Genomic DNA, 19,225 nt, shown 5'->3' with positions numbered 1-19,225 from the left:
TAGCGCGCTTAAGCTCAGGCTTGCGCCAGTTCGCGTACCGCGTCAACCGCATCCAGGATGGCTTCGCTGGTGGCCGGGGCGCGCAGCGGCGGGTTGATGCGGTAGTCGCCCACCGATGCCACCGCGTCGCGGATGGCCAGGAACACGGAGAAGGGCAGCAGCAGCGGCGGCTCGCCCACCGCCTTGGAGCGGTGGATGCTGTCGAACGCGTTACGGTTCTTGAACAGCTGCACGTCGAAGTCTTCCGGGCAGTCCGATACGCCCGGAATCTTGTAGGTGGACGGCGCGTGCGTCATCAGCTTGCCGGCCTTGTTCCACCACAGTTCCTCCGTCGTCAGCCAGCCCATGCCCTGGATGAAGGCGCCTTCCACCTGGCCCACGTCGATGGCCGGATTCAGCGAGTTGCCCGCGTCGTACAGGGCGTTCACCTTCAGCAGTTTCCATTCGCCGGTCAGCGTGTCGACCACCACTTCCGACACGGATGCACCGTAGGCGTAATAGCCGAACGGATTGCCGGTCATGGTTTCGCGGTCCCAGCTCAGGCCCGGCGTGGCGTAGAAGCCGTCGGACCACAGCTGCACGCGGGCCAGGTAGGCCTTCTGCACCAGGTCCGGGAAGCTGAGCGTGGCCTCGCCGGCGTAGACCATCCCGTTGGCGAAAGTCACGGCCGCAGGTTCGCAGTTGCAGGCCCTGGCGGCGAACTCGCGCAGGCGGCGGTTCAGCGTGGCGGCGGCGTCCTGCGCTGCCTTGCCGTTCAGGTCGGCGCCGGTGGAGGCGGCCGTGGCCGAGGTGTTGGCGACCTTGCTGGTATCGGTGGCGCTGGCGCGCACACGGGCCAGCGGAATGCCCAGTTCATGCGCCACCACCTGGCACACCTTGGTGTTGATGCCCTGGCCCATTTCGGTGCCGCCGTGGTTCACCAGCACCGAGCCGTCTGTGTAGATGTGCACCAGCGCGCCGGCCTGGTTGAAGTGGGTGACGTTGAAGGCGATGCCGAACTTCACCGGCGTGAGCGCCAGGCCTTTCTTCAGCACCGGGCTGGTGGCGTTGAATTCGCGGATCGCCTCGCGCCGCGCGCGGTAGGCAGAGTCGTTCTCCAGCTGGCCCACCAGCTCGTGGATCACGTTATCGACCACCTTCTGGCCGTACTGCGTGGTGTTGCGGCCTTCCTCGTCGTTGCGGCCGTAGAAGTTGATCTTGCGGACGTCCAGCGCATCCTTGCCCAGGTTGCGCGCGATCTCGTCCACGATGTATTCGATGGCGATGGCGCCCTGCGGGCCGCCGAAGCCGCGGAAAGCGGTGTTGGACTGCGTGTTGGTCTTGCCGGCCATGGCGCGGATGTCCACGTCGCTCAGGTAGTAGGTGTTGTCGAAGTGGCAGATGGCGCGCGTGGCCACCGGCGCGGACAGGTCGGCCGAGAAGCCGGCGCGCGTCACCATCTCCACCTTGGCGGCGGTGATCAGGCCATTGTCGTCATAGCCCATCTCGTACTCGTAGTAGAAGCAGTGGCGCTTGCCGGTCACCATCATGTCGTCGTCGCGGTCGGCGCGCAGCTTGACGGGGCGCTTCAGGTGCGATGCGCTGACTGCGGCGCAGGCAGCCCACAGTGCGGATTGCGATTCCTTGCCGCCGAAGGCGCCGCCCATGCGGCGGCATTCGACCACCACCGCGTGCGAGGCGATGTGCAGCGCGTGCGCCACCACGTGCTGCATCTCGGTCGGGTGCTGGGTGGAGCAGTACACATGCATGCCGCCCGCTTCCTTCGGCAGGGCGTAGGAGATCTGGCCTTCCAGGTAGAACTGCTCCTGGCCGCCGACGTGCAGCTTGCCCTTCAGTATGTGCCTGGAGCGCTCGAAAGCGGCCTTGGCGTCGCCGCGCGTGAGGCGCATCGGCGGCACCACGAAGGACTCGGCGTCGCGCGCCGCTTCCGGCGTCAGGATGGCTGGCAGCTCTTCGTACTGGATGTCGGCCTTGCGCGCGGCGTGGCGTGCCTGGTCGTGCGTCTCTGCCACGACGATGAAGATGGGCTGGCCCACGTATTCAACCTTTTCCTCTGCCAGGATCGGATCGTCGTGGATAATCGGGCCGCAGTCATTGGTGCCGGGGATGTCTTTGTAGGTGAACACGGCCACCACGCCCGGCATGGCCTTCACCGGTTCCAGGTTGATGGACAGGATGCGCGCGTGCGCTTTCGGCGACAGGCCCAGCGCGGCGTGCAGCGTGCCTTGCGCTTCGGGGATGTCGTCGGTGTAGGTGGCTTCGCCCAGCACGTGCAGGATGGCCGACTCGTGCGGGTGGTTCTGGCCGACTTCGGCCCAGCCCTGGGCTGCGCCGATAGTCATGAACGCTTCGGACTTGCTGTTCATGCGGCGGTCCTTTCTTTGAATGCAAACGCGTTGATCGAGGTGACGGGCAGGGTGCCTTCAGGGCGCGACTCCAGCCAGAAGCGGCGCAGCAGGTTCTGCGCGGTCTTCATGCGGTAGCCGGCGGTGGCGCGCATGTCGGTCAGCGGGGTGTAGTCCTGCGCCAGGGCGGCCATGCCGGCCTTGAGCGTGTCTTCGTTCCATGGCTTGCCCTCGATGGCAGCTTCGGCCAGCGGGGCGCGCCTGGAGGTGGCTGCCATGCCGCCGTAGGCGATGTGCGCGTTGCGCACGATGCCGTCTTCCAGCGTGATGCAGTAGGCCGCGGCAACGGCGGAAATGTCCTGGTCGTAGCGCTTGGCCAGCTTGTAGGTGCGGAACTGCTGGTTCGCTTTCGGCAGCGGAATGCGCACCGCCTCGACGAACTCGCCCGGCTGCCAGTTCTTCTTCATGTAGTCCAGGTAGAAGTCCTGCAGCAGCATGCTGCGGCGGCCTTGCGAGCCGTTCAGCACGATCTCTGCACCGAGCACGATCATCCACGGCGCGGAGTCGCCGATGGGCGAGCCGTTGGCGACGCTGCCGCCCAGGGTGCCGGTGCTGCGGATGGGCTGCGAGGCGAAGCGCTGCCACAGCTCGTGCAGCGAGGCGTTCTTATACAGGCCGCCCACCGAGCGGTAGGCGTCGTCCAGCGACACGGCGGCGCCGATTTCCAGCATGCCGTCCACCATGCCCATCTGGTGCAGTTCCTGCACCTGGCGCACGTAGATCACGTCGCCCAGGTCGCGCATCTGCTTGGTCACCCACAGGCCCACGTCGGTGGAGCCGGCCAGGATGGTGGCGGTGGGCTTGGCGGCGCGCAGTGCGGCCAATTCGGCCAGGGTGCGCGGCGCGTGGAAGGTCTGGCCGTCGTGGGTGTAGCTGAACATGGTATTTCGTTGCAGGTCTTGCAGGGTGGCCGCCAGGGCCTCCCGGTCGAAGCGCGCCGGCGGCAGTTCGCCCATGCGGTGCGCCGCGTCGATAATGGGGCGGTAACCCGTGCAGCGGCACAGGTTACCGGACAGCGTCTCGTCGACTTGTTTCCGGCACAGGGGTTCCGTCTGCGTTTCCTGCTTCAGGTACAGGCTCCACAAGGACATGGCGAAGCCCGGCGTGCAGAAGCCGCATTGCGAACCGTGGCATTCGACCAGCGCTTCCTGCACCGGGTGCAGGCTGCCGTCGTTCTGCTTCAGGTCCTCCACCGAGAACACGGCCTTGCCGTCCAGCGTAGGCAGGAACTGGATGCACGAGTTCACATTGCGCATTTCCAGTTCACCGTTCACCAGCGAGCCGATGACGACGGTGCAGGCGCCGCAGTCGCCTTCGGCGCAGCCTTCCTTGGTGCCGGTGCAATGCTGGTCTTCGCGCAAATGCTGAAGCAGCGTGCGGGTGGGCGATGCGGACGCGACTTCCTGCACGCGCCCCTGATAGTAAAAACGAATCGGGTGAGACATGAACTACTCCTTCAACCTGCGATATAAATGGTCTTGAACAGGAACACCGCGGCAATGCCCCAGATCATGCCGCTGACTTCCTTGTGCTTACCGGTCAGCAGTTTCAGCGCGGCGTAGCTGATGAAGCCCAGCGCCAGGCCGTTGGCGATCGAATAGGTGAATGGCATGACCAGCGCGGTGATCACGGCGGGGATGCTTTCCGTGGTTTCGCTCCAGTTGATTTCCGCCAGTTCGCGCAGCATCAGGCAGGCCACGAAGAACAGGGCGGGTGCGGTGGCGTAAGCCGGTACCACGCCGGCCAGCGGCGCGATGAATAGCGCCATCAGGAACAGCACGGCCACGGTGACGGCGGTGAGGCCGGTGCGGCCGCCCGCTTGCACGCCGGCGGCGCTTTCGATGAAGGCCGTGGTGCTCGAGGTGCCCATCACGGAACCGGCGATGATGGCGCCGGAATCGGCCAGCAGGGCCTTGTTCATCGACGGCGGCAGTTTGCCGTCCTTCATCAGGCCTGCGCGCTGGGCCACGCCCATCAGCGTGCCGGTGGCGTCGAACAGTTCAACCAGGAAGAACACCAGCACCACGTTGAGCAGGCCGTGCGAGATGGCGCCCATGATGTCCAGCTTGAAGGCGGTCGGTTCGATCGATGGCGGCATGGAGACCACGCCGTGGAAGGCGTTACCGGCGAAGAAGAAGCTCAGCACCGTTACGGTCATGATGCCGATCAGCAGGGCGCCGGTGACTTTCAGCCGGTCCAGTGCGACGATGACGAGGAAGCCGACGATGGCCAGGATGGGCGCGGGCTCGTGCAGGTTGCCCATGGTGACAAAAGTGGCCGGGCTGGAGACGACGATGCCGGAGTTTTTCAGCGAGATCAGCGCCAGGAACAGGCCCACGCCGGCCGGGATGGCGGTGCGCAGCGAAGCGGGGATGGCATTCATGATCTTCTCGCGGATACGCAGCAGGCTCACCACCAGGAAGCAGCAGCCGGAAATGAATACTGCGCCCAGTGCGGCTTCCCATGGGAAGCCCATGCCTTTGACGACGCCATAGGCGAAGTAGGCGTTCAAGCCCATGCCCGGCGCCAGGCCGATAGGGAAGTTGGCGTACAAGCCCATGATGAGCGTGCCGACTGCCGCAGCCACGCAGGTGGCCACAAAGACCGAGTCCTTGGGCATGCCGGCGTCGCCGAGGATGGAGGGGTTGACGAAGATGATGTAAGCCATCGTCAGGAAGGTGGTGAGGCCGGCCAGCACCTCGGTGCGAACGTTGCTGCCGTTCTCACTGAGCTTGAAGTAGTTATCCAGGAAGTTCATGATGTTTGTCTCGTGTTTAGTTTTTATACGTCCGAAATTCCACTTCTTGCGAGTGGAAAAATATGACGTCCCGCGCTTTGTTTTTTGCGCTGCTTTCTTGTATCGTCGTCTATACGCTCCTTGTCAGCTTATTTGCTGGGGAATATGGGTTATCTGTTTTTCGGTATAGTCCGCGCTGTTCCTGGCTGCGGCTTTCGGCCTGGCCTTGAAATGGCGCAGGAAGTCGAGCAGGATGCGGGCGGCCACGTCGGCGTCGTCGGCGGTCATCGTCTCCAGCGGGTTGTGGGAGATGCCGCCATTGCCGCAGCGGGTGAACAGCATGGCCACATCGGTAATGCGGGCCATCAGCATGGCGTCGTGGCCTGCGCCGGACGCGAGCTGGAATGCGGGAACGCCGGCCCGTTCGGCGGCGGCTGCAATCTGCTGCATCAGCCAGGGCGCGCAGGGCGCCGAACTGGCGGAAACGGTACGTTCAACATTGACATCAATGTGGCGCCGCTGACACACCTTCTCGATGTGCGCCAGGATGTCGGCCACCGCCGCGTCGCGCGCGGCGTCGTTGGCGGCGCGGATGTCGAGCGAGAAGGTGCACGCGCCGGGGATCACATTGGTGGAGCCTCCCGGCACGTGCAGCTGGCCCACCGTGCCGACCAGCGCCGATTCCTGCGCGCCCGGCTGGTGCGCGCCGCAGCGGTCCTCCACGGACAGCACGATCTCGGCAGCGGCTGCTGCGGCGTCCTTGCGCATGCCCATGGGCGTGGTGCCGGCGTGGCTGGCCACGCCCTTGAGCTCCACCAGGAAGCGGCTGCTGCCGGCAATCGACGTCACCACGCCCACCGGCAGGCCGCGGTCGAGCAGCACCGGGCCTTGTTCTATATGCACTTCCACATACCCCAGCAGGTCTGCCGGGTCGCGCGCGATGGCGGCGATGGTGTTCACGTCCTGTCCCGCTTCGGCCAGCACGTCGCGCAGCAGGATGCCGTCGCGGTCGCGCAGGTTCAGCAGGGCAGGATCGAACTGGCCGATGACGGCGCTGCTGCCCAGGAAGGTGCTCTTGAAGCGCACGCCTTCCTCTTCCGAAAAAGCGATCACCTCGAAGTGGAAGGGCAGCGTTTCGCCGCGTTCGTGCAGCTGCTTGACCACGGCGATGGCGGTCAGGATGCCTTGGCGGCCGTCATACTTGCCGCCGTTGCGCACCGTGTCGTAGTGCGAACCGGTGAGCAGGGTGCGCGCCTGCGGGTCGGTGGACAGGTAGCGGCCCACCACGTTGCCCACCGCGTCGATGTGCGCGTGCATGCCGGCTTCGCGCATCCACTGCGCGATCTGCACCGCCGTGCTGCGGTGGGTTTGCGTCATGTAGGTGCAGGTCAGGCCTTGCGCATCCTCGCTCAGCGCGCCGATCTGCTCGGCCCACGCCATGATGGCCTGGCCCATGGCCGGCTCGTGCTGCAGCAGCGCGTTCAGGCGCATCTCAGCGATGCGGTTGATCTGGCGCAGCGCCTCGCGCGTTTCATCCTCCACCTGGTTGCGCAGGCGGCGGCGGAAGGCGGCGATGATGGCCTGGCGCGTGAGGCCTTTGCCATCCGCTCCTTTCACCGCGATGATGAAGGGGAAGGTGAATTTCTCGTTATAGGCCGCGTTCAGTTCCTGCAGCGCCGCGAATTCTTCCGGGCTGCACAGGTGCAGGCCGGCCTTGGCTTGTTCGCCGCTGGACTCGGGCGTCAGTTCGCCCGCCACGGCTGCCTTGCCGGCCAATTCCGGGTGGGCGCGGATCAGGCCCAGTTGCTCGTCGCGCGTGGCCTCGGCCACCACCTTCTGCAAGCCCAGCTTCAATGCGTCCACGGTGCGGAAAGGGCGCAGCGCGGCGGCACGCTGGGGTATCCACGGAGAGTGTTCGTACAGTCCGTGCAGCGTTGCGCTGAAATCCAGCACGCCGCAGGTGTTCAGTTGCTTCAGAGTCGTCATCGTGCATTCGGGCCGCTGGTCGGGAGCGGCCCGCTCCATGTTGGGTGGTCTGGGAGGTGGCGATTTGATAATAGAGGGCTGGCTGGCGGGATGTATATCGCTGGCGCGATATCAGCTATGCTGTGCGGCGGCTTCGGCGGCTTGGCGGCTCGGCGGCTCGGCGGATTACGCGCTGCGCGCTAATCCGCCCTACGGTCGCCCGGGCCTCTGCTTTTCGTAGGGCGGGTTAGGGCCGCAGGCCCGTAAGCCGCCGCTACTTCGCCAGCAGCCGCGCGGCCGTGCTGATCTGCGCGCGCAGCCATTTGTGCTCGGTGGCGTGGTGCGCGCGCTCGTGCCACAGCTGGTAAAAGCGCAGCGGCGGGAACTTCACCGGCACCTTGTACGACTTCAGCCCCAGCGTGTTCTCATAGAAGCTGGCGAACTGCTGCCCGGCCGTCAGCACCAGATCGGTCTGCGCCACGATATAAGGCAGCATGCGGAAATGCGCCGACTCCACCACGATGTTGCGCTCCATGTTCTGCTGCTCCAGGAAGGCGTCGATGTTGCCGTGGTAGCCGGGCAGGATCAGCGCCGGCGCCGCGTGCGGCAAGGTCAGGTAGTCCTCGATGGTCATGCCGTCCTTGGGCGTGCGGCGCGCATAGGCGCTGTTGGCGCGCATCAGGCACACGATCGGGTCGTCGAACAGCTTGGAGATGTGCAGGTGGTGCGGCGGCTCGTCCCAGTTGGCCACCACCAGGTCCAGCTCGCCGTCCGACAGCAGGCGCACGTAGTCGGCGTCCGGTCCCAGCGCGTGAATCACCAGGCGGCTCCTGGGCGACTCGCGCCGCACGCGGGCGATCACCTCGGTGAAGAACTGCGTATTCATATAGTCCGGCGCAGCGATGTGGAAAGTGCGCGCCTCCTCCTGCGGCACGAACGCCGTCTTGGGACTGAACAGGCTTTCGGTTTCGTCCAGGATGCGCTTGGCCGGCTTGAGCAGGCTCTCGCCGTGTTGCGTCGGCACCATGCCGCGCCCGCCGCGCACCAGCAGCGGATCGCCCGTCAGCTCGCGCAGCTTGCGCAACGAGGCGGAAATGGAGGGCTGCGGCTGGTTCAGTTTCAGCGCCACGCGCGAGACGTTTTTCTCGCACAGCAGCAGGTAAAGAATGCGGATCAGGTGGATGTCCAGGTGTTCTGGCAAGCGTGACATATCGGTCTCCCAAGGTTGGATATTTAAACTTATGCATAACAGAGTCGCACATCCCGGCCTGTAACAGCTATAACGCGAATCGTATGCAAGTTATATGTGCAAGCGCAGGACTCGCGCCCGCAAGACCGCTATCGTTCCACCATCCCGGCAAGAGAGGAGACACTTTCCATGGCCGGGGGCAGGTTGATGGCCGCAGGCCATCACGATCGTAGCGGCGGCAGGATAACGATCGTTCCGGAGGTGACAACCTCGCTCATCTGAAGTGCCCGCCAGAGGCAGATGAACAGACTAATTGGAAAATTCATGGAAGCTTTATTCGGATCGTATGGGGTGGAGTGGCTCAATCTCCTGGTACGCTGGCTGCATCTGATCACCGGCATAGCGTGGATCGGCGCTTCGTTTTACTTCGTCTGGCTGGACAACTCGATCCGGCCGCCCAAGCCCGGCAGCCCGCTGGCCAAGGCCGGCGTCTCCGGGGAACTGTGGGCCGTGCACGGCGGCGGTTTCTACAACCCGCAAAAATACTTGGTCGCCCCGGCGGAACTGCCGTCCGACCTGCACTGGTTCAAATGGGAAGCGTATGCGACCTGGCTGAGCGGCTTCGCCATGCTGTTCATCGTCTACTACTTCAACGCCTCGGCGATGATGATCGATAAAAACGTGGCCGATTTGTCGTCCCTGCAAGCCGTTGCCGTGGGACTGGGCACGCTGGCCGGCGGCTGGATCGTCTACGACCTGCTGTGCAAATCGCCGCTGGGCGAAAAGCCTGCCGTTCTCGGCTCCGTGCTGTTCGTGCTGATCGTCGCCGCAGCCTACGTGCTGACGCACACCTTGAGCGGCCGCGCCGCCTACATCCACGTGGGCGCCATGATAGGCACCATGATGGTGGGTAACGTGCTGTTCGTGATCATCCCCGGCCAACGCAAGCTGGTGGAAGCGATGGAGAAGGGCCAGTCGCCCGACCCGATCTACGGCAAGCGCGCCAAGGTGCGTTCGGTGCACAACAACTACTTCACGCTGCCTGTGCTGCTGATCATGATCAGCAACCACTACGCAATGACCTACAGCCACTCGTACAGCTGGCTGATCCTGGGCGCCATCATGGCGGCCGGCGTGCTGATCCGCCACTTCTTCAACCTGCGCCATGCGGGCAAGGTGTCGCTGGGCTTCCCGGTGGCGGGCGTGATCCTGCTGGTGGCCGTGGCCATCGCCATCGCTCCGGCGCCGCGCAAGGCGGTGGCGGCGCAGCCGGTGGCTGCCGCCGATGCCCATGGCCATGGCGCGGAAGGCGCCGCGCCGAGCGCAGCCGACATCGCCCGCTCCGGCCACGACATCGGCGCCGTGCAGCAAGTGGTGACGGCGCGTTGCGCATCGTGCCACTCGGCCCAGCCTACGCAAGCCGGCTTCGCCTCGGCGCCGGGCGGCGTGATGCTCGATACGCCGGACCAGATCAAGCAGCACGCTGCCAAGATCTACCAGCGCGCCGTGCAGAACAAGGACATGCCACTGGCAAACATGACGCAGATGACCGACTCCGAGCGCCAGATGATCGGCACCTGGTTTGAGTCCGGCGCCAACTGAAGCGCCCACACGAAGGAATGACTATGACTACCGAAACGACCGTTACCATCGATGGCTTCAACCTCACCGCGGAACAGGTGATCGCCGTGGCGCGCGCCCCGCATGCCAAGGTGGCGCTGGCCGCGTCCTCGCGCGCAGCGCTGAAGGAAAGCCGCGACTACATCGAATCCACCTGGATGCACGATGAAGCGCCGATGATGTACAGCTTTAACACCGGCGTGGGCCTGCTGAAGGACACCCGCATCAAGGTCGAGCACATCGAACTGTTCCAGACGCAGCTGATCATGGCCCACAGCGGCGGCATCGGCGAGCCGTTCCCGGAAGAGGTGAGCCGCGCCACCATGCTGCTGCGCGCGAACGCTTTCGCCTCGAACTACTCCGCGCCGCGCGTGGAAGTGGTGGACCGCCTGCTGGCCTTCATCAACGCCGGCATCCACCCCATCATGCCGCAGAAGGGTTCCGTCGGCGCGTCCGGCGACCTGGCGCCGCTGGCCTACCTGGCAGCGGCCATCGCCGGCTTCGACGAAGCCGAAGTGATGTACGACGGCAAGCGCATGTCGGCGCCGGAAGCGATCACCAAGTCCGAAATCGGCCCGGTGAAATTCGACCTGAAAGCGAAGGACGCATCGGCCCTGATCAACGGCTGCACCGCCTCGCTGGCCGTGGCCGTGCTGGCCGCCGACGACGCGCGCAACCTGCTGACGGACGCCTGCCTGTCGCTGGGCCTGACGCTGGAAGCGATGCGCGCCGAGATGGCCGCGTTCGACCCGCGCATCCAGCAGGCGCGCCCGCACCCTGGCCAGATCAAGACTGCCAAGGTGGTGCGCAAGCTGCTCAAGGGTTCCACCCGCACCACGCACGAAGCGCGTGCCGTGCAGTTCCCGGACGAGCTGCGCCGCACCGACATCCCGTACACCGCCCGCATCCAGGACGTGTACTCGCTGCGCTGCACGCCGCAAGTGTACGGCCCCGTGTTCGACGCGCTGGACTACATCGACACCATCGTGAAAAACGAGATCAACTCGGCCACCGACAACCCGCTCATCTTCGGCAAGGACGGCGGCGGATTCGAGATTATCTCGGGCGGTAACTTCCACGGCCAGTACCTGGCGCAGGCGATGGACTTGCTGGCCATGGCCATCACGGACCTGGGCAGCATCTGCGAGCGCCGCGTGGCGCGCCTGATCGACCCGACGCTGTCGTGGGGCCTGCCGCGCAACCTGATGAGCGGCATCCGCGGCGTGAACACCGGCTACCCGGTGGTGCAATGCTCGCTCAGCTCACTGGTGATGGAAAACCGCACGCTGAGCATGCCGGGCAGCGTGGACAGCATTCCGTCCAAGGGCAACAGCGAAGACCACATCTCCAACTCGACGTGGTGCGCGCGCAAGGCCGCGACGGTGGTGCAGAACACGCAATACATCATCGGCGTGGAAATGCTGCTGGCCGCGCAGGCGCTGACCATGACGGAAGACCTGCTGCCGGGCTTCAAGCTGGGCGAAGGCACGCAAGCGGCGTATGACGAGATCCGCAAGCAGATCCCGGCATGCCTGGACGGCGACCGCTGGTTCCACAACGACATCCAGGTCGCTCACTCCTTCGTCACCAGCGGCTCGGTGCGCGAAGCGGTGGTCAGCAAGATCGGCGAGTTCGTCTAAACGCCGCCGCGTTCCGCAGGGCGGGTTAGGCAAGGGCGGCAGCCCTTGCCGTAACCCGCCGTTCCCCCGCAGCCCGCAGCTGCGCCATGACCGCCGTCAGATCGACGGCAGCTCCCGCCCGTACGGCATTCACCACATCCAGCGCCGCATTCACAGCGGCCGCAGCGATTCTCTCCATCCGATAGGGCAGCACCAGGCGATAGCGCCCCGGCATGCGCGGCAGTGCGCCGATGAATCCCACAGTCACCTCGCTGCCGGCAAGCCGCTGCAGCTCAAGCGTGACCGCCTGGATCAGGCGCGCCAGTTGAAAATGTCCGGCGGGTGCCTTCTCGGCATCCACCGGCCCTATGACATTGATCAGCCGCTCCAGGCGCGGCAAATTTCCCAGCACGCCCTTCAGCTTAGCGGCGGTCGAACGCACGTCGGCCGGCGACGCGGAAGCGTCATCCAGTTCAAGGATGCTGAGCAGGCAAGGCTGGTTGGAATAGCGATTTTGACCGGAGATAAAACGTTGATCGATGATTTTCATGCATAAACCTTGGTAACTGAAGCAGGCCACATTATGCAAACGCCAAGATGCAAGCCACATCGGCGCACCCCCTGCCTCCATGTAAGACCAGACTGACACGCAACGCGATAAGCCGGGCCAATGCAAAACGGGCCGGCACTTTGCAGTACCGGCCCGTTTCTCAAGCTACTTGCGGCTTACAGGCAGCAGGCCAGCATCTTCAGGCAGCATTCGAGGCTTGCGCAGCAGTCCATATTGGCTGCGAAAGCGACGGCGGAAGTGGCCAGCAGGGCGGCGGCTGCGGCGGTTTTGATAGCGATGGATTTCATATTGTTTCCTTGATAAATTTGAAAGAAAAAGGGACGAAGCGGCTCGGGTTCAGTCGGGCGGCGTCCAGACTTCTTTTAATGGCAAGGGAAGGGCGATGGCGGGCATGTCAGGGTAATCCGCCGTGGCCGCCGGCAGCGGCAGAAGCGGCGGCGTGGCCGATATCATGGGCTGGGCGGCGGGCAGGCAGCCCATCGTGGCGCACATCGTCGGCGGACACGCATCTTCGCAGCAAGTGCGGATCGACGCGGCGCCAGCCAGGGCGGTCTGGAGCGCGAAGAACAGCATCAGCAGGAAGAAACGGATATTACGCATCCGGTGATTGTAGCGCGATTGCCGCCTACGTGCGCGGTGGGCGTGTCATCAGCCAGTAATCGGCGCCGCTCACGGGTTCGAAGTACTTTGCCGCCACCGCATAGCCCTGGCGCCGGTAGAACGGCAGGCTGCGTTCGTTAAAGGTCTCCAGGAAGCTGACGGCGCCGGCCCGGTCGGCCGCCGCCAGGCCGTGCGACAGCAGCCGCGTGCCCATGCCGCCGCCTTGCGCGCTCGGCTTGATACCCGCGATCGACAAGTACCACGCGGACGCCAGGCCGTGCGCAGCCAGGTTGGCTTCCATATTGGCGACAATGGCCTGGAAGTTGGCAAAGCCCTGTTCGCCCAGCAGCACGGCCAGCGCGCGTTCGCGGTCCGCGTAGGCTGCTGCCTTGCGAGCCGCATCGCCGGGAACGCTCCAGATGGCGGCGCCGCTGCCCTGGCCGTCGGCCAGGTCCACGCGGCCAGCCTGTTCACCCTCAATCAGCGCCAGTTCGACGTAACGCGGCATTAGCCGCTGCACGCCGCCAGCGACACAAACGGTGACGTAAAAAGGATCGTCGGCCAGCGCTTCGGCCACGGCTTGCGCTACAGATGTCAGCATTTCTCGTATTTCCAGTTGCGGGACTTGCCCTCGGCGATCCATTCTAGCGCCTGTTCCAGCCGGCGCAGGCGCGTCGCTTCGGTTTTGGCTTCCTCCATCCACTCTACGTAGTCGCGCTTCTTGCTGGTGCTGAAGGCGTTGAAATGGTCCAGCGCGGGCTGCCGCCGCGCCAGCGCCTCGGTCAGATAATCCGGCACCAGCAGCTCGCGCGGTGCGGCAGGCTTGGCGCGCGCAGGCGCCTTCACACCGTCGTCGTTGAGCTTCATCGCCCTCTTGATGTAGGACTCCAGCGTCTTCTTCGGCGGCAGATCCTTGACGGACGTGATGCGGCCGAACTGGCCCATGGCCTCCCTGGTCTTCGCATCCGCCGCCTCGACCAGCAGCTCGCCCTTCCAGAAGCCAAAGGCGCAATGCGCCTTGAACGACGCCATACTGCACAACATGCCGTTGTACTGGAAATGCGGGAAACTCCACTTCATCGTCTCTTCCACGTCCGGGCAAGCCGCGTGCACGACGGCGCGCAGATGCTCCAGGATAGGCTGGGCGAATTCAGCCGATTTGGCGATATACGCGTCTACGCGCGGGTCCAGGGTAGGCATGGCTGCTCTCGGTGACTTTCGGTACGAGCAATATAACCAAGCGCGCCGTGCTAGTCCAGTGCCGGGGGAGGGGCCAGCCCGTCAGGGCCGGCCGGTTTGCTGAGGAAGATTAGAAGTGGTATTCGGCGCGGACCATCGGGGTCTTGGCGGTGGCGCCGGGGATGTTGTGCGGGGTGCCGAACTTGTTGCGCCAGTATTGGTATTCCAGGCCGATGCGCAGCGTGTTCGGCTTCATGCCGGCGGCGCCGCTCAGGTCATACATCACTTGCGCGTCAAAGTTCACTTCCGGTGCGGTCGGGCCGCCGAATTCGTTCTTGCCCTTGTGGCCGATCCAGTTGGTGTAGCCCTCGAACGAGAAGCCCGACTTGCCCAGCGGGATACCCCAGGCGGCGTTCAGCATGGCGTGCGTGTCGTAGCTGTAGCGGCTCGTTACGCCCAGCGGGTGGTTGCTCTCCCAGACCGCCAGCAGGCTCACGTTCAGGAAGCCCGGCACGTCCAGCATCAGCGTCGGGCCGGCGACGACCATGTGCTTCTTGGAGTCGTAGCTGTGGTCGTTCTTGGTGTTCCAGTCAAAGCCGGCGGTCAGGCCCAGGCCGCGCACCAATCCGTATTTGAAGTCCTTGCCGCTTACCTTGCCCAGGTCCAGCGTGTGGCGGTACAGCACATAGGCTTCCTGCGCGTTGGCGTCGTCGCCGTCGGAGTTCAGGAAGTCCACGTTGAAGTAGTTGCTGCCGTACTTGTAGCCGCTGGCGTGCGTCACGTTCAGGACGTGCTTTTCCAGGTCCTTGCTGTTGTACGGCTCGGCGAAGCGGGTGCCGTAGCGGTAGCCGATCGACGTGTCGCTCCAGTCAGCGGCGCTGGCTTGCTGCATGCCGGTGGCGAAGGCCAGCACGGCCACTGCGCCGGCGGCGCCTACTCGAAATGCGTTCATATTGCGTCTCCCTCTTTTATTGTAATGGAGGCCCGATTATGTCCGCCGAGGTCATGGTTGTTATCCGTTCCCGCGTATATCCGACAGTGCTGTGCCGTATATGATTTTCATACAGGAGTTCCTGTTTCAACCCGATAAAGAAAGCGAGACACTATGGGCAAGCTGAGTACACACGTTTTGGACATCACGCAGGGCAAGCCTGGCGCAGGCGTACAGGTAAAGCTGTACCGCGTGGACGGCGGCGAGAAGGTGTTGTTAAAGGCAGACACCACCAACCAGGATGGCCGCTGCGAGCAGCCCTTGCTGTTCGGTGACGAGGTCAAGATCGGCAAGTACGAGCTGGTGTTCGGCGCGGGCGACTACTTCGCTGCGCAAGGCGTGACCGTGCCAACGCCGCGCTTCATCGATGAAGTGGTGATCGCCTTCGGCATCGCCGACCCAGGCCAGAACTACCACGTGCCTATCGTGGTGTCGCCCTGGGCTTATTCGACTTATCGCGGAAGCTAAGCCGCAGCTAAGCCGCATCAAAGCACGACGTCTCGAGCTGCTGCAGGGCTGGGGACGCGCTGGCGATGGCGGCCTTCAGGGCGGGCAGGGTCTGGAATACCAGCGCGTCGGCCGTCACGGTGCGGCGCATTTCTTCGCGCGTGCCGCCCATGGATGCGGGCTTGCGGCGCGCAGGCCAGTCCACGCCGTACACGTCCGGCTGCAGCACGGGCGGCGCGGTTGACGCCAGCGCCACGTAGCTCGCGCCCGCATTGCGCGCCAGCTGCACCACTTCGCGGCTGCTGGCGCCATCCACGATGGCGTCCTCCACCAGCAGCAGGCGCTTGCCCTTGAATTCAGCCGCGATGGCGTTCAGGCGCTGGCTGACTGCGCGCCTTGCCGCGCCGGCCGGCAGCTCGAAGCTGCGGCCGGGATAGCGGTTCTGGATGAAGCCTTCGCGGTAGTCGATGCCCAGCTTGAGCGCCAGCTGGATGGCGGCGGGACGGGAGATGTCGTCCACCGGCATCACCACATCGATGGCCTCCACATCAAGTTCGCTGAGTATCTGGCCGGCCAGCAGTTCGCCCAGCTTCAGGCGCGCCGCGTAGACCGACGCGCCGTCTATCACCGAATCGGGCCGCGCCAGGCTGACGAATTCGAAGGCGCTGGGACTTGCGGCAGGGTGGCCAGCGCCGGACACGACGCCGGCGGCGCGCCCATCGGCCGCGAGCCGGCGCGCGGTCAAGACGCCAGCCGTATCAATGAAGACCGCTTCGCCCGGCGCCACGTCGCGCAGGAAGCGGAAGCCCATGCCTTCCAGCGCGACCGACTCGCTGGCGACCATGTACTCGTCGCCGCCCGCCGCCGCGCGCGTGCCCAGGCAGAGCGGCCGCACGCCCAGCGGATCGCGGAACGCCAGCAAGCCCAGGCCTGCGACCTGCGCCACGGCCGCATACGACCCCTGCACCCGCGCTTGCAGCGCTCCCACGGCGGCAAACAGCGCATCGGCCGAGAAGGGCGCGCCCTGGCTGGCCGCATGCAGCTCGTGCGCCAGCACGTTCAGCAGTACCTCAGCGTCGGAAGCGGTATTCATGTGCCGCCGCCCGGCCACGGACAACTCGGCGCGCAAGCCGTCGCCATTGCTCAGCCATCCGTTGTGCGCCAGCGTGATGCCAAACGGCGCGTTGACGTAGAACGGCTGCGCTTCTTCGTCGCAAGACGGGCCGTAAGCCGCGCAGCTGCAATGGCCGATGCCCGCGTTGCCGCGCAGCGAGCGCATGTTCCGCGTCCGGAAGACGTCCGTCACCAGGCCGTTCGCCTTATGCATGGCGAACACGCTGTCGTTATCGGTAGCGATGCCGGCGGCCTGCTGGCCGCGATGCTGCAGCAGGAGCAGCGCATCGTAGATGGTTTGATTTGCAGGGGCGTGCGCAAGCACGCCGACGATGCCACACATGGTCGAACTCCTCGAAATTACAGGCGAGACAGTACCGCGCAACGCCGCAAGCAGGCGGGCGCCGCGTGCATAGCGCCCATAACGGCAGCGATATGAATCCGCGCATACCGGGTGATAGCCTTCCATGGCATGTGGTCAGAGTTCGTCTAACCCTGCCGCCAATCCTCCAACTAACAACACCATCATGAATAACAACGAGACAACGAAGGCCTTCCGCGCCAGCATCCTGCACTTCACCGGCGACCCCGCCTTCAGCGACCAGGCCCACAACTGGCACGAGGATGGCCTGCTGGTGATCGCCGATGGCCGCGTACAAGCCGCAGGCGAGTACGACCAGCTCAAAGACACGCTGCCCGAAGGCACGCTGGTGCGCGACTATCGTGGCAAGATCATCATGCCCGGCTTTATCGACACCCACATCCACTACCCGCAGACCGACATGATCGCGTCGCCCGCGCCGGGCCTGCTGCCGTGGCTGGACACCTACACCTTCCCCACCGAGCGCCAGTTCAAGGACCCCGTGCATGCACGCGGCGTGGCCGACTTCTTCCTGGACGAGCTGCTGCGCTGCGGCACCACCACCGCCATGGTGTACTGCACCGTGCATCCGGAATCGGTGGACGCCTTCTTCGGCGCCAGCGAGCAGCGCAACCTGCGCATGGCCGCCGGCAAGGTGATGATGGACCGGAACTGCCCCGACTTCCTGCAGGACACCGCCGAAAGCGGCGCGCGCGAGAGCGAAGAGCTGATCAAGCGCTGGCACAACAAGGGCCGCAATATGTACGCGCTCACCCCGCGCTTTGCTCCCACGTCCACCGAAGCGCAGCTGCAACTGGCCGGCGAACTGGCGCAAGCCTACCCGGACACCTTCGTGCAGACCCACGTGGCAGAGAACACCGACGAAGTGGCTTGGGTCAAGTCCCTGTTCCCGAAAGCGCGCAGCTACCTGGACGTGTACGACCAGTACGGCATGCTGCGTCCGCGCTCCATGTATGCCCACTGCATCTGGCTGGACAACGAAGACCGCGCCCGCATGGCCGCCACCGGCGCCGCCGTGTCCATGTGCGCCACGTCCAACCTGTTCCTGGGCAGCGGCCTGTTCGACTTCGCCGGTGCCGACAAGGCCAAGGTGGCGCTGTCGTTGGCCACCGACGTGGGCGGCGGCACCTCTTTCTCCATGCTGCAGACGATGAACGAAACCTACAAGGTGGCGCGCATGGGCGGCACCTACATGCCTGCGCTGCGCATGTTCTACCTGGCCACGCTGGGCGGCGCGCGCAGCATGCAGCTGGAAGGGACGGTCGGCAACTTCGTCGCCGGCGCAGAGGCGGACTTCATCGTAGTCGATCCGAAAGCGACGCCGCTGCTGGAGCGCCGCAGCACGCGCACCAACAGCCTGGAAGAACTGCTGTTCGCGCTGGCACTGCTGGGCGACGACCGCGCCATCAGCGCCACCTACGCGGCCGGCAAGCAGGTCCACCAGCGCGGCGAATAAGTAGAGGGCAGGCGCCGCCTATTTCAGCGGCGCCTGTTTGCCGTACATGCGGCACTCCGCAGCCAGTGCCAGCAAATTCGGGCTGCGCTCGCGGCTGCGCGGCACCAGCAGCGTAATCTGCTGGTGCGAGGCGTAGCGCGCCTCCAGCGGGATGAGTTGGATGCGCGTGCTGAATTCGGCCACGCGGCGCGGCAGCAGGCTGTAGCCGATGCCGCCGCTGACGAGGTTAATCAGCGAGAAAATATCCCCCACCTGCATCACGGTCTCCGGCACGAAGCCGGCTTGCCGGAACGCGTGCTGGAAACTGTCCGCCGTCACAAAACCTTCGCCCAGGGTGATGAATTTCTCGTTACGCATGGTTTGCAGGTCCACCCGCTCCATGTTGGCGTAGGGCGAGCCAAGCGGCGCGGCCAGCTGCACCTCGTCCTCGAACAGCGGCACAGCCACCAGTTCCTTGTCATCGATGGGCGATTGCACGCCGATCACGATGGCGTCCAGCCGGCCGTCGGCCAGGCTGCGCAGCAAATCCTCATTGGAACCCAGCGTCAGGTCGGGCTGCAGGTCGGGCTTGCGCATCTTGAGCGCGATCAGCAATTGCGGGATACAGCGCAGGGTGAGCGAGTAGAGCGAACCTATGCGGATGCGGCTGGCGTCGAAGCCCGCCAGTTCGCGCACCTTGCGGATGCCTTCCTCGCATTCGCCCACCGCGCGCTGCGCGTGCTTGGCAAAAGCATAAGCCGTGGGCAGCGCAATCAGGTTGCGGCCCTCGCGCTTGAACAAGGGGCAGCGCAGGCCTTCTTCCAGCGTATGCAGCGCGCGATGCACGCTCACCGTGCTCTGGCCCAGCTCCTCGGACACGCGCGCCAGGCTGCCCAGGCGCATAAACGCCAGGAACACTTCCAGCTTCTTCAGCGTGATTTCTTCGTCGATAGCCATGGACCGATTGTAGCG

The 19,225-nt window shown here is 64.8% G+C and carries 17 protein-coding genes; 4 read left to right on the top strand and 13 right to left on the bottom strand.

The genetic code is table 11. The features are described 5' to 3' along the window. Nucleotides 1–14: 14 nt before the first annotated feature. The 5 genes from xdhB to ACFJI2_RS15990 form a co-directional block, all read right to left on the bottom strand. Complete coding sequence (gene xdhB, locus ACFJI2_RS16010; RefSeq protein WP_377700928.1) at nucleotides 15–2,366, bottom strand: xanthine dehydrogenase molybdopterin binding subunit; 2,352 nt, start codon at nucleotides 2,364–2,366, stop codon at nucleotides 15–17. After that, the gene (xdhA, locus tag ACFJI2_RS16005) at nucleotides 2,363–3,850 is read right to left on the bottom strand and encodes a xanthine dehydrogenase small subunit (RefSeq protein WP_377700926.1); all 1,488 of its coding nucleotides are present in this window, start codon (nucleotides 3,848–3,850) and stop codon (nucleotides 2,363–2,365) included. The genes xdhB and xdhA overlap by 4 nt, the downstream gene beginning before the upstream one ends. An 11-nt stretch (nucleotides 3,851–3,861) precedes the next feature. Then, a complete protein-coding gene (locus ACFJI2_RS16000) occupies nucleotides 3,862–5,163 on the bottom strand; it encodes an NCS2 family permease (protein ID WP_377700925.1) in 1,302 nt (433 codons plus the stop codon). A 123-nt stretch (nucleotides 5,164–5,286) separates the two neighbouring features. Beyond that, a complete protein-coding gene (locus ACFJI2_RS15995) occupies nucleotides 5,287–7,128 on the bottom strand; it encodes an allantoate amidohydrolase (protein WP_377700924.1) in 1,842 nt (613 codons plus the stop codon). Nucleotides 7,129–7,381: 253 nt separating this feature from the next. Next, nucleotides 7,382–8,317 carry a LysR family transcriptional regulator gene (locus ACFJI2_RS15990; RefSeq protein ID WP_377700923.1) on the bottom strand — a complete coding sequence of 312 codons (936 nt, stop codon included), beginning with the start codon at nucleotides 8,315–8,317 and terminating at the stop codon, nucleotides 7,382–7,384. Nucleotides 8,318–8,620: 303 nt separating this feature from the next. Between ACFJI2_RS15990 and ACFJI2_RS15985 the strand changes: the two genes are divergently transcribed. Both ACFJI2_RS15985 and hutH read left to right on the top strand, forming a co-directional pair. Next, on the top strand, nucleotides 8,621–9,898 hold the full coding sequence (locus ACFJI2_RS15985; RefSeq protein ID WP_377700922.1) for a urate hydroxylase PuuD: 1,278 nt from the start codon (nucleotides 8,621–8,623) through the stop codon (nucleotides 9,896–9,898). Between the two features lie 23 nt (nucleotides 9,899–9,921). Beyond that, nucleotides 9,922–11,556 (top strand): histidine ammonia-lyase, encoded by a 1,635-nt coding sequence (hutH, locus tag ACFJI2_RS15980; protein WP_377700921.1) that lies wholly within the window; start codon nucleotides 9,922–9,924, stop codon nucleotides 11,554–11,556. A 25-nt stretch (nucleotides 11,557–11,581) separates the two neighbouring features. On the opposite strand, the gene ACFJI2_RS15975 is transcribed toward hutH, so the two are convergent. From ACFJI2_RS15975 to ACFJI2_RS15950, 6 genes are all read right to left on the bottom strand, one after another. After that, nucleotides 11,582–12,085 (bottom strand): hypothetical protein, encoded by a 504-nt coding sequence (locus ACFJI2_RS15975; protein WP_377700920.1) that lies wholly within the window; start codon nucleotides 12,083–12,085, stop codon nucleotides 11,582–11,584. Between the two features lie 176 nt (nucleotides 12,086–12,261). Then, the gene (locus tag ACFJI2_RS15970; RefSeq protein ID WP_377700919.1) at nucleotides 12,262–12,393 is read right to left on the bottom strand and encodes a hypothetical protein; all 132 of its coding nucleotides are present in this window, start codon (nucleotides 12,391–12,393) and stop codon (nucleotides 12,262–12,264) included. Nucleotides 12,394–12,442: 49 nt separating this feature from the next. Next, entirely contained in the window at nucleotides 12,443–12,706 is a 264-nt protein-coding gene (locus ACFJI2_RS15965) for a hypothetical protein (protein WP_377700918.1), read from the bottom strand. 25 nt (nucleotides 12,707–12,731) lie between these two features. Further along, nucleotides 12,732–13,307 (bottom strand): GNAT family N-acetyltransferase, encoded by a 576-nt coding sequence (locus ACFJI2_RS15960; RefSeq protein ID WP_377700917.1) that lies wholly within the window; start codon nucleotides 13,305–13,307, stop codon nucleotides 12,732–12,734. Further along, nucleotides 13,301–13,906, bottom strand: coding sequence for a YdeI family protein (locus ACFJI2_RS15955; RefSeq protein ID WP_377700916.1), 606 nt, complete (start codon nucleotides 13,904–13,906; stop codon nucleotides 13,301–13,303). The genes ACFJI2_RS15960 and ACFJI2_RS15955 overlap by 7 nt, the downstream gene beginning before the upstream one ends. 109 nt (nucleotides 13,907–14,015) lie before the next feature. Beyond that, nucleotides 14,016–14,837: an outer envelope protein gene (locus ACFJI2_RS15950; protein WP_377700915.1), complete on the bottom strand. Its 822-nt coding sequence runs from the start codon at nucleotides 14,835–14,837 to the stop codon at nucleotides 14,016–14,018. A 153-nt stretch (nucleotides 14,838–14,990) separates the two neighbouring features. On the opposite strand from ACFJI2_RS15950, the gene uraH reads away from it, so the two are divergent. After that, on the top strand, nucleotides 14,991–15,344 hold the full coding sequence (gene uraH / locus ACFJI2_RS15945) for a hydroxyisourate hydrolase (RefSeq protein WP_377700914.1): 354 nt from the start codon (nucleotides 14,991–14,993) through the stop codon (nucleotides 15,342–15,344). Nucleotides 15,345–15,351: 7 nt separating this feature from the next. On the opposite strand, the gene purF is transcribed toward uraH, so the two are convergent. Next, nucleotides 15,352–16,779, bottom strand: coding sequence for an amidophosphoribosyltransferase (purF, locus tag ACFJI2_RS15940; RefSeq protein ID WP_377700913.1), 1,428 nt, complete (start codon nucleotides 16,777–16,779; stop codon nucleotides 15,352–15,354). Between the two features lie 184 nt (nucleotides 16,780–16,963). Here purF and guaD point away from each other — a divergent pair, with 184 nt between their 5' ends. Beyond that, on the top strand, nucleotides 16,964–18,274 hold the full coding sequence (gene guaD / locus ACFJI2_RS15935) for a guanine deaminase (RefSeq protein ID WP_377700912.1): 1,311 nt from the start codon (nucleotides 16,964–16,966) through the stop codon (nucleotides 18,272–18,274). 18 nt (nucleotides 18,275–18,292) lie between these two features. Here the strand turns inward: guaD and ACFJI2_RS15930 are convergent, their stop codons facing one another. Then, on the bottom strand, nucleotides 18,293–19,210 hold the full coding sequence (locus ACFJI2_RS15930) for a LysR family transcriptional regulator (RefSeq protein WP_132137479.1): 918 nt from the start codon (nucleotides 19,208–19,210) through the stop codon (nucleotides 18,293–18,295). Between the last annotated feature and the right edge of the window lie 15 nt (nucleotides 19,211–19,225).

The organism is Pseudoduganella sp. UC29_71 (genome assembly GCF_042693265.1).
In the GTDB taxonomy this organism is placed as follows: Bacteria; Pseudomonadota; Gammaproteobacteria; order Burkholderiales; family Burkholderiaceae_D; genus Rugamonas.
This window is presented reverse-complemented; position numbering and strand designations above follow the sequence as displayed.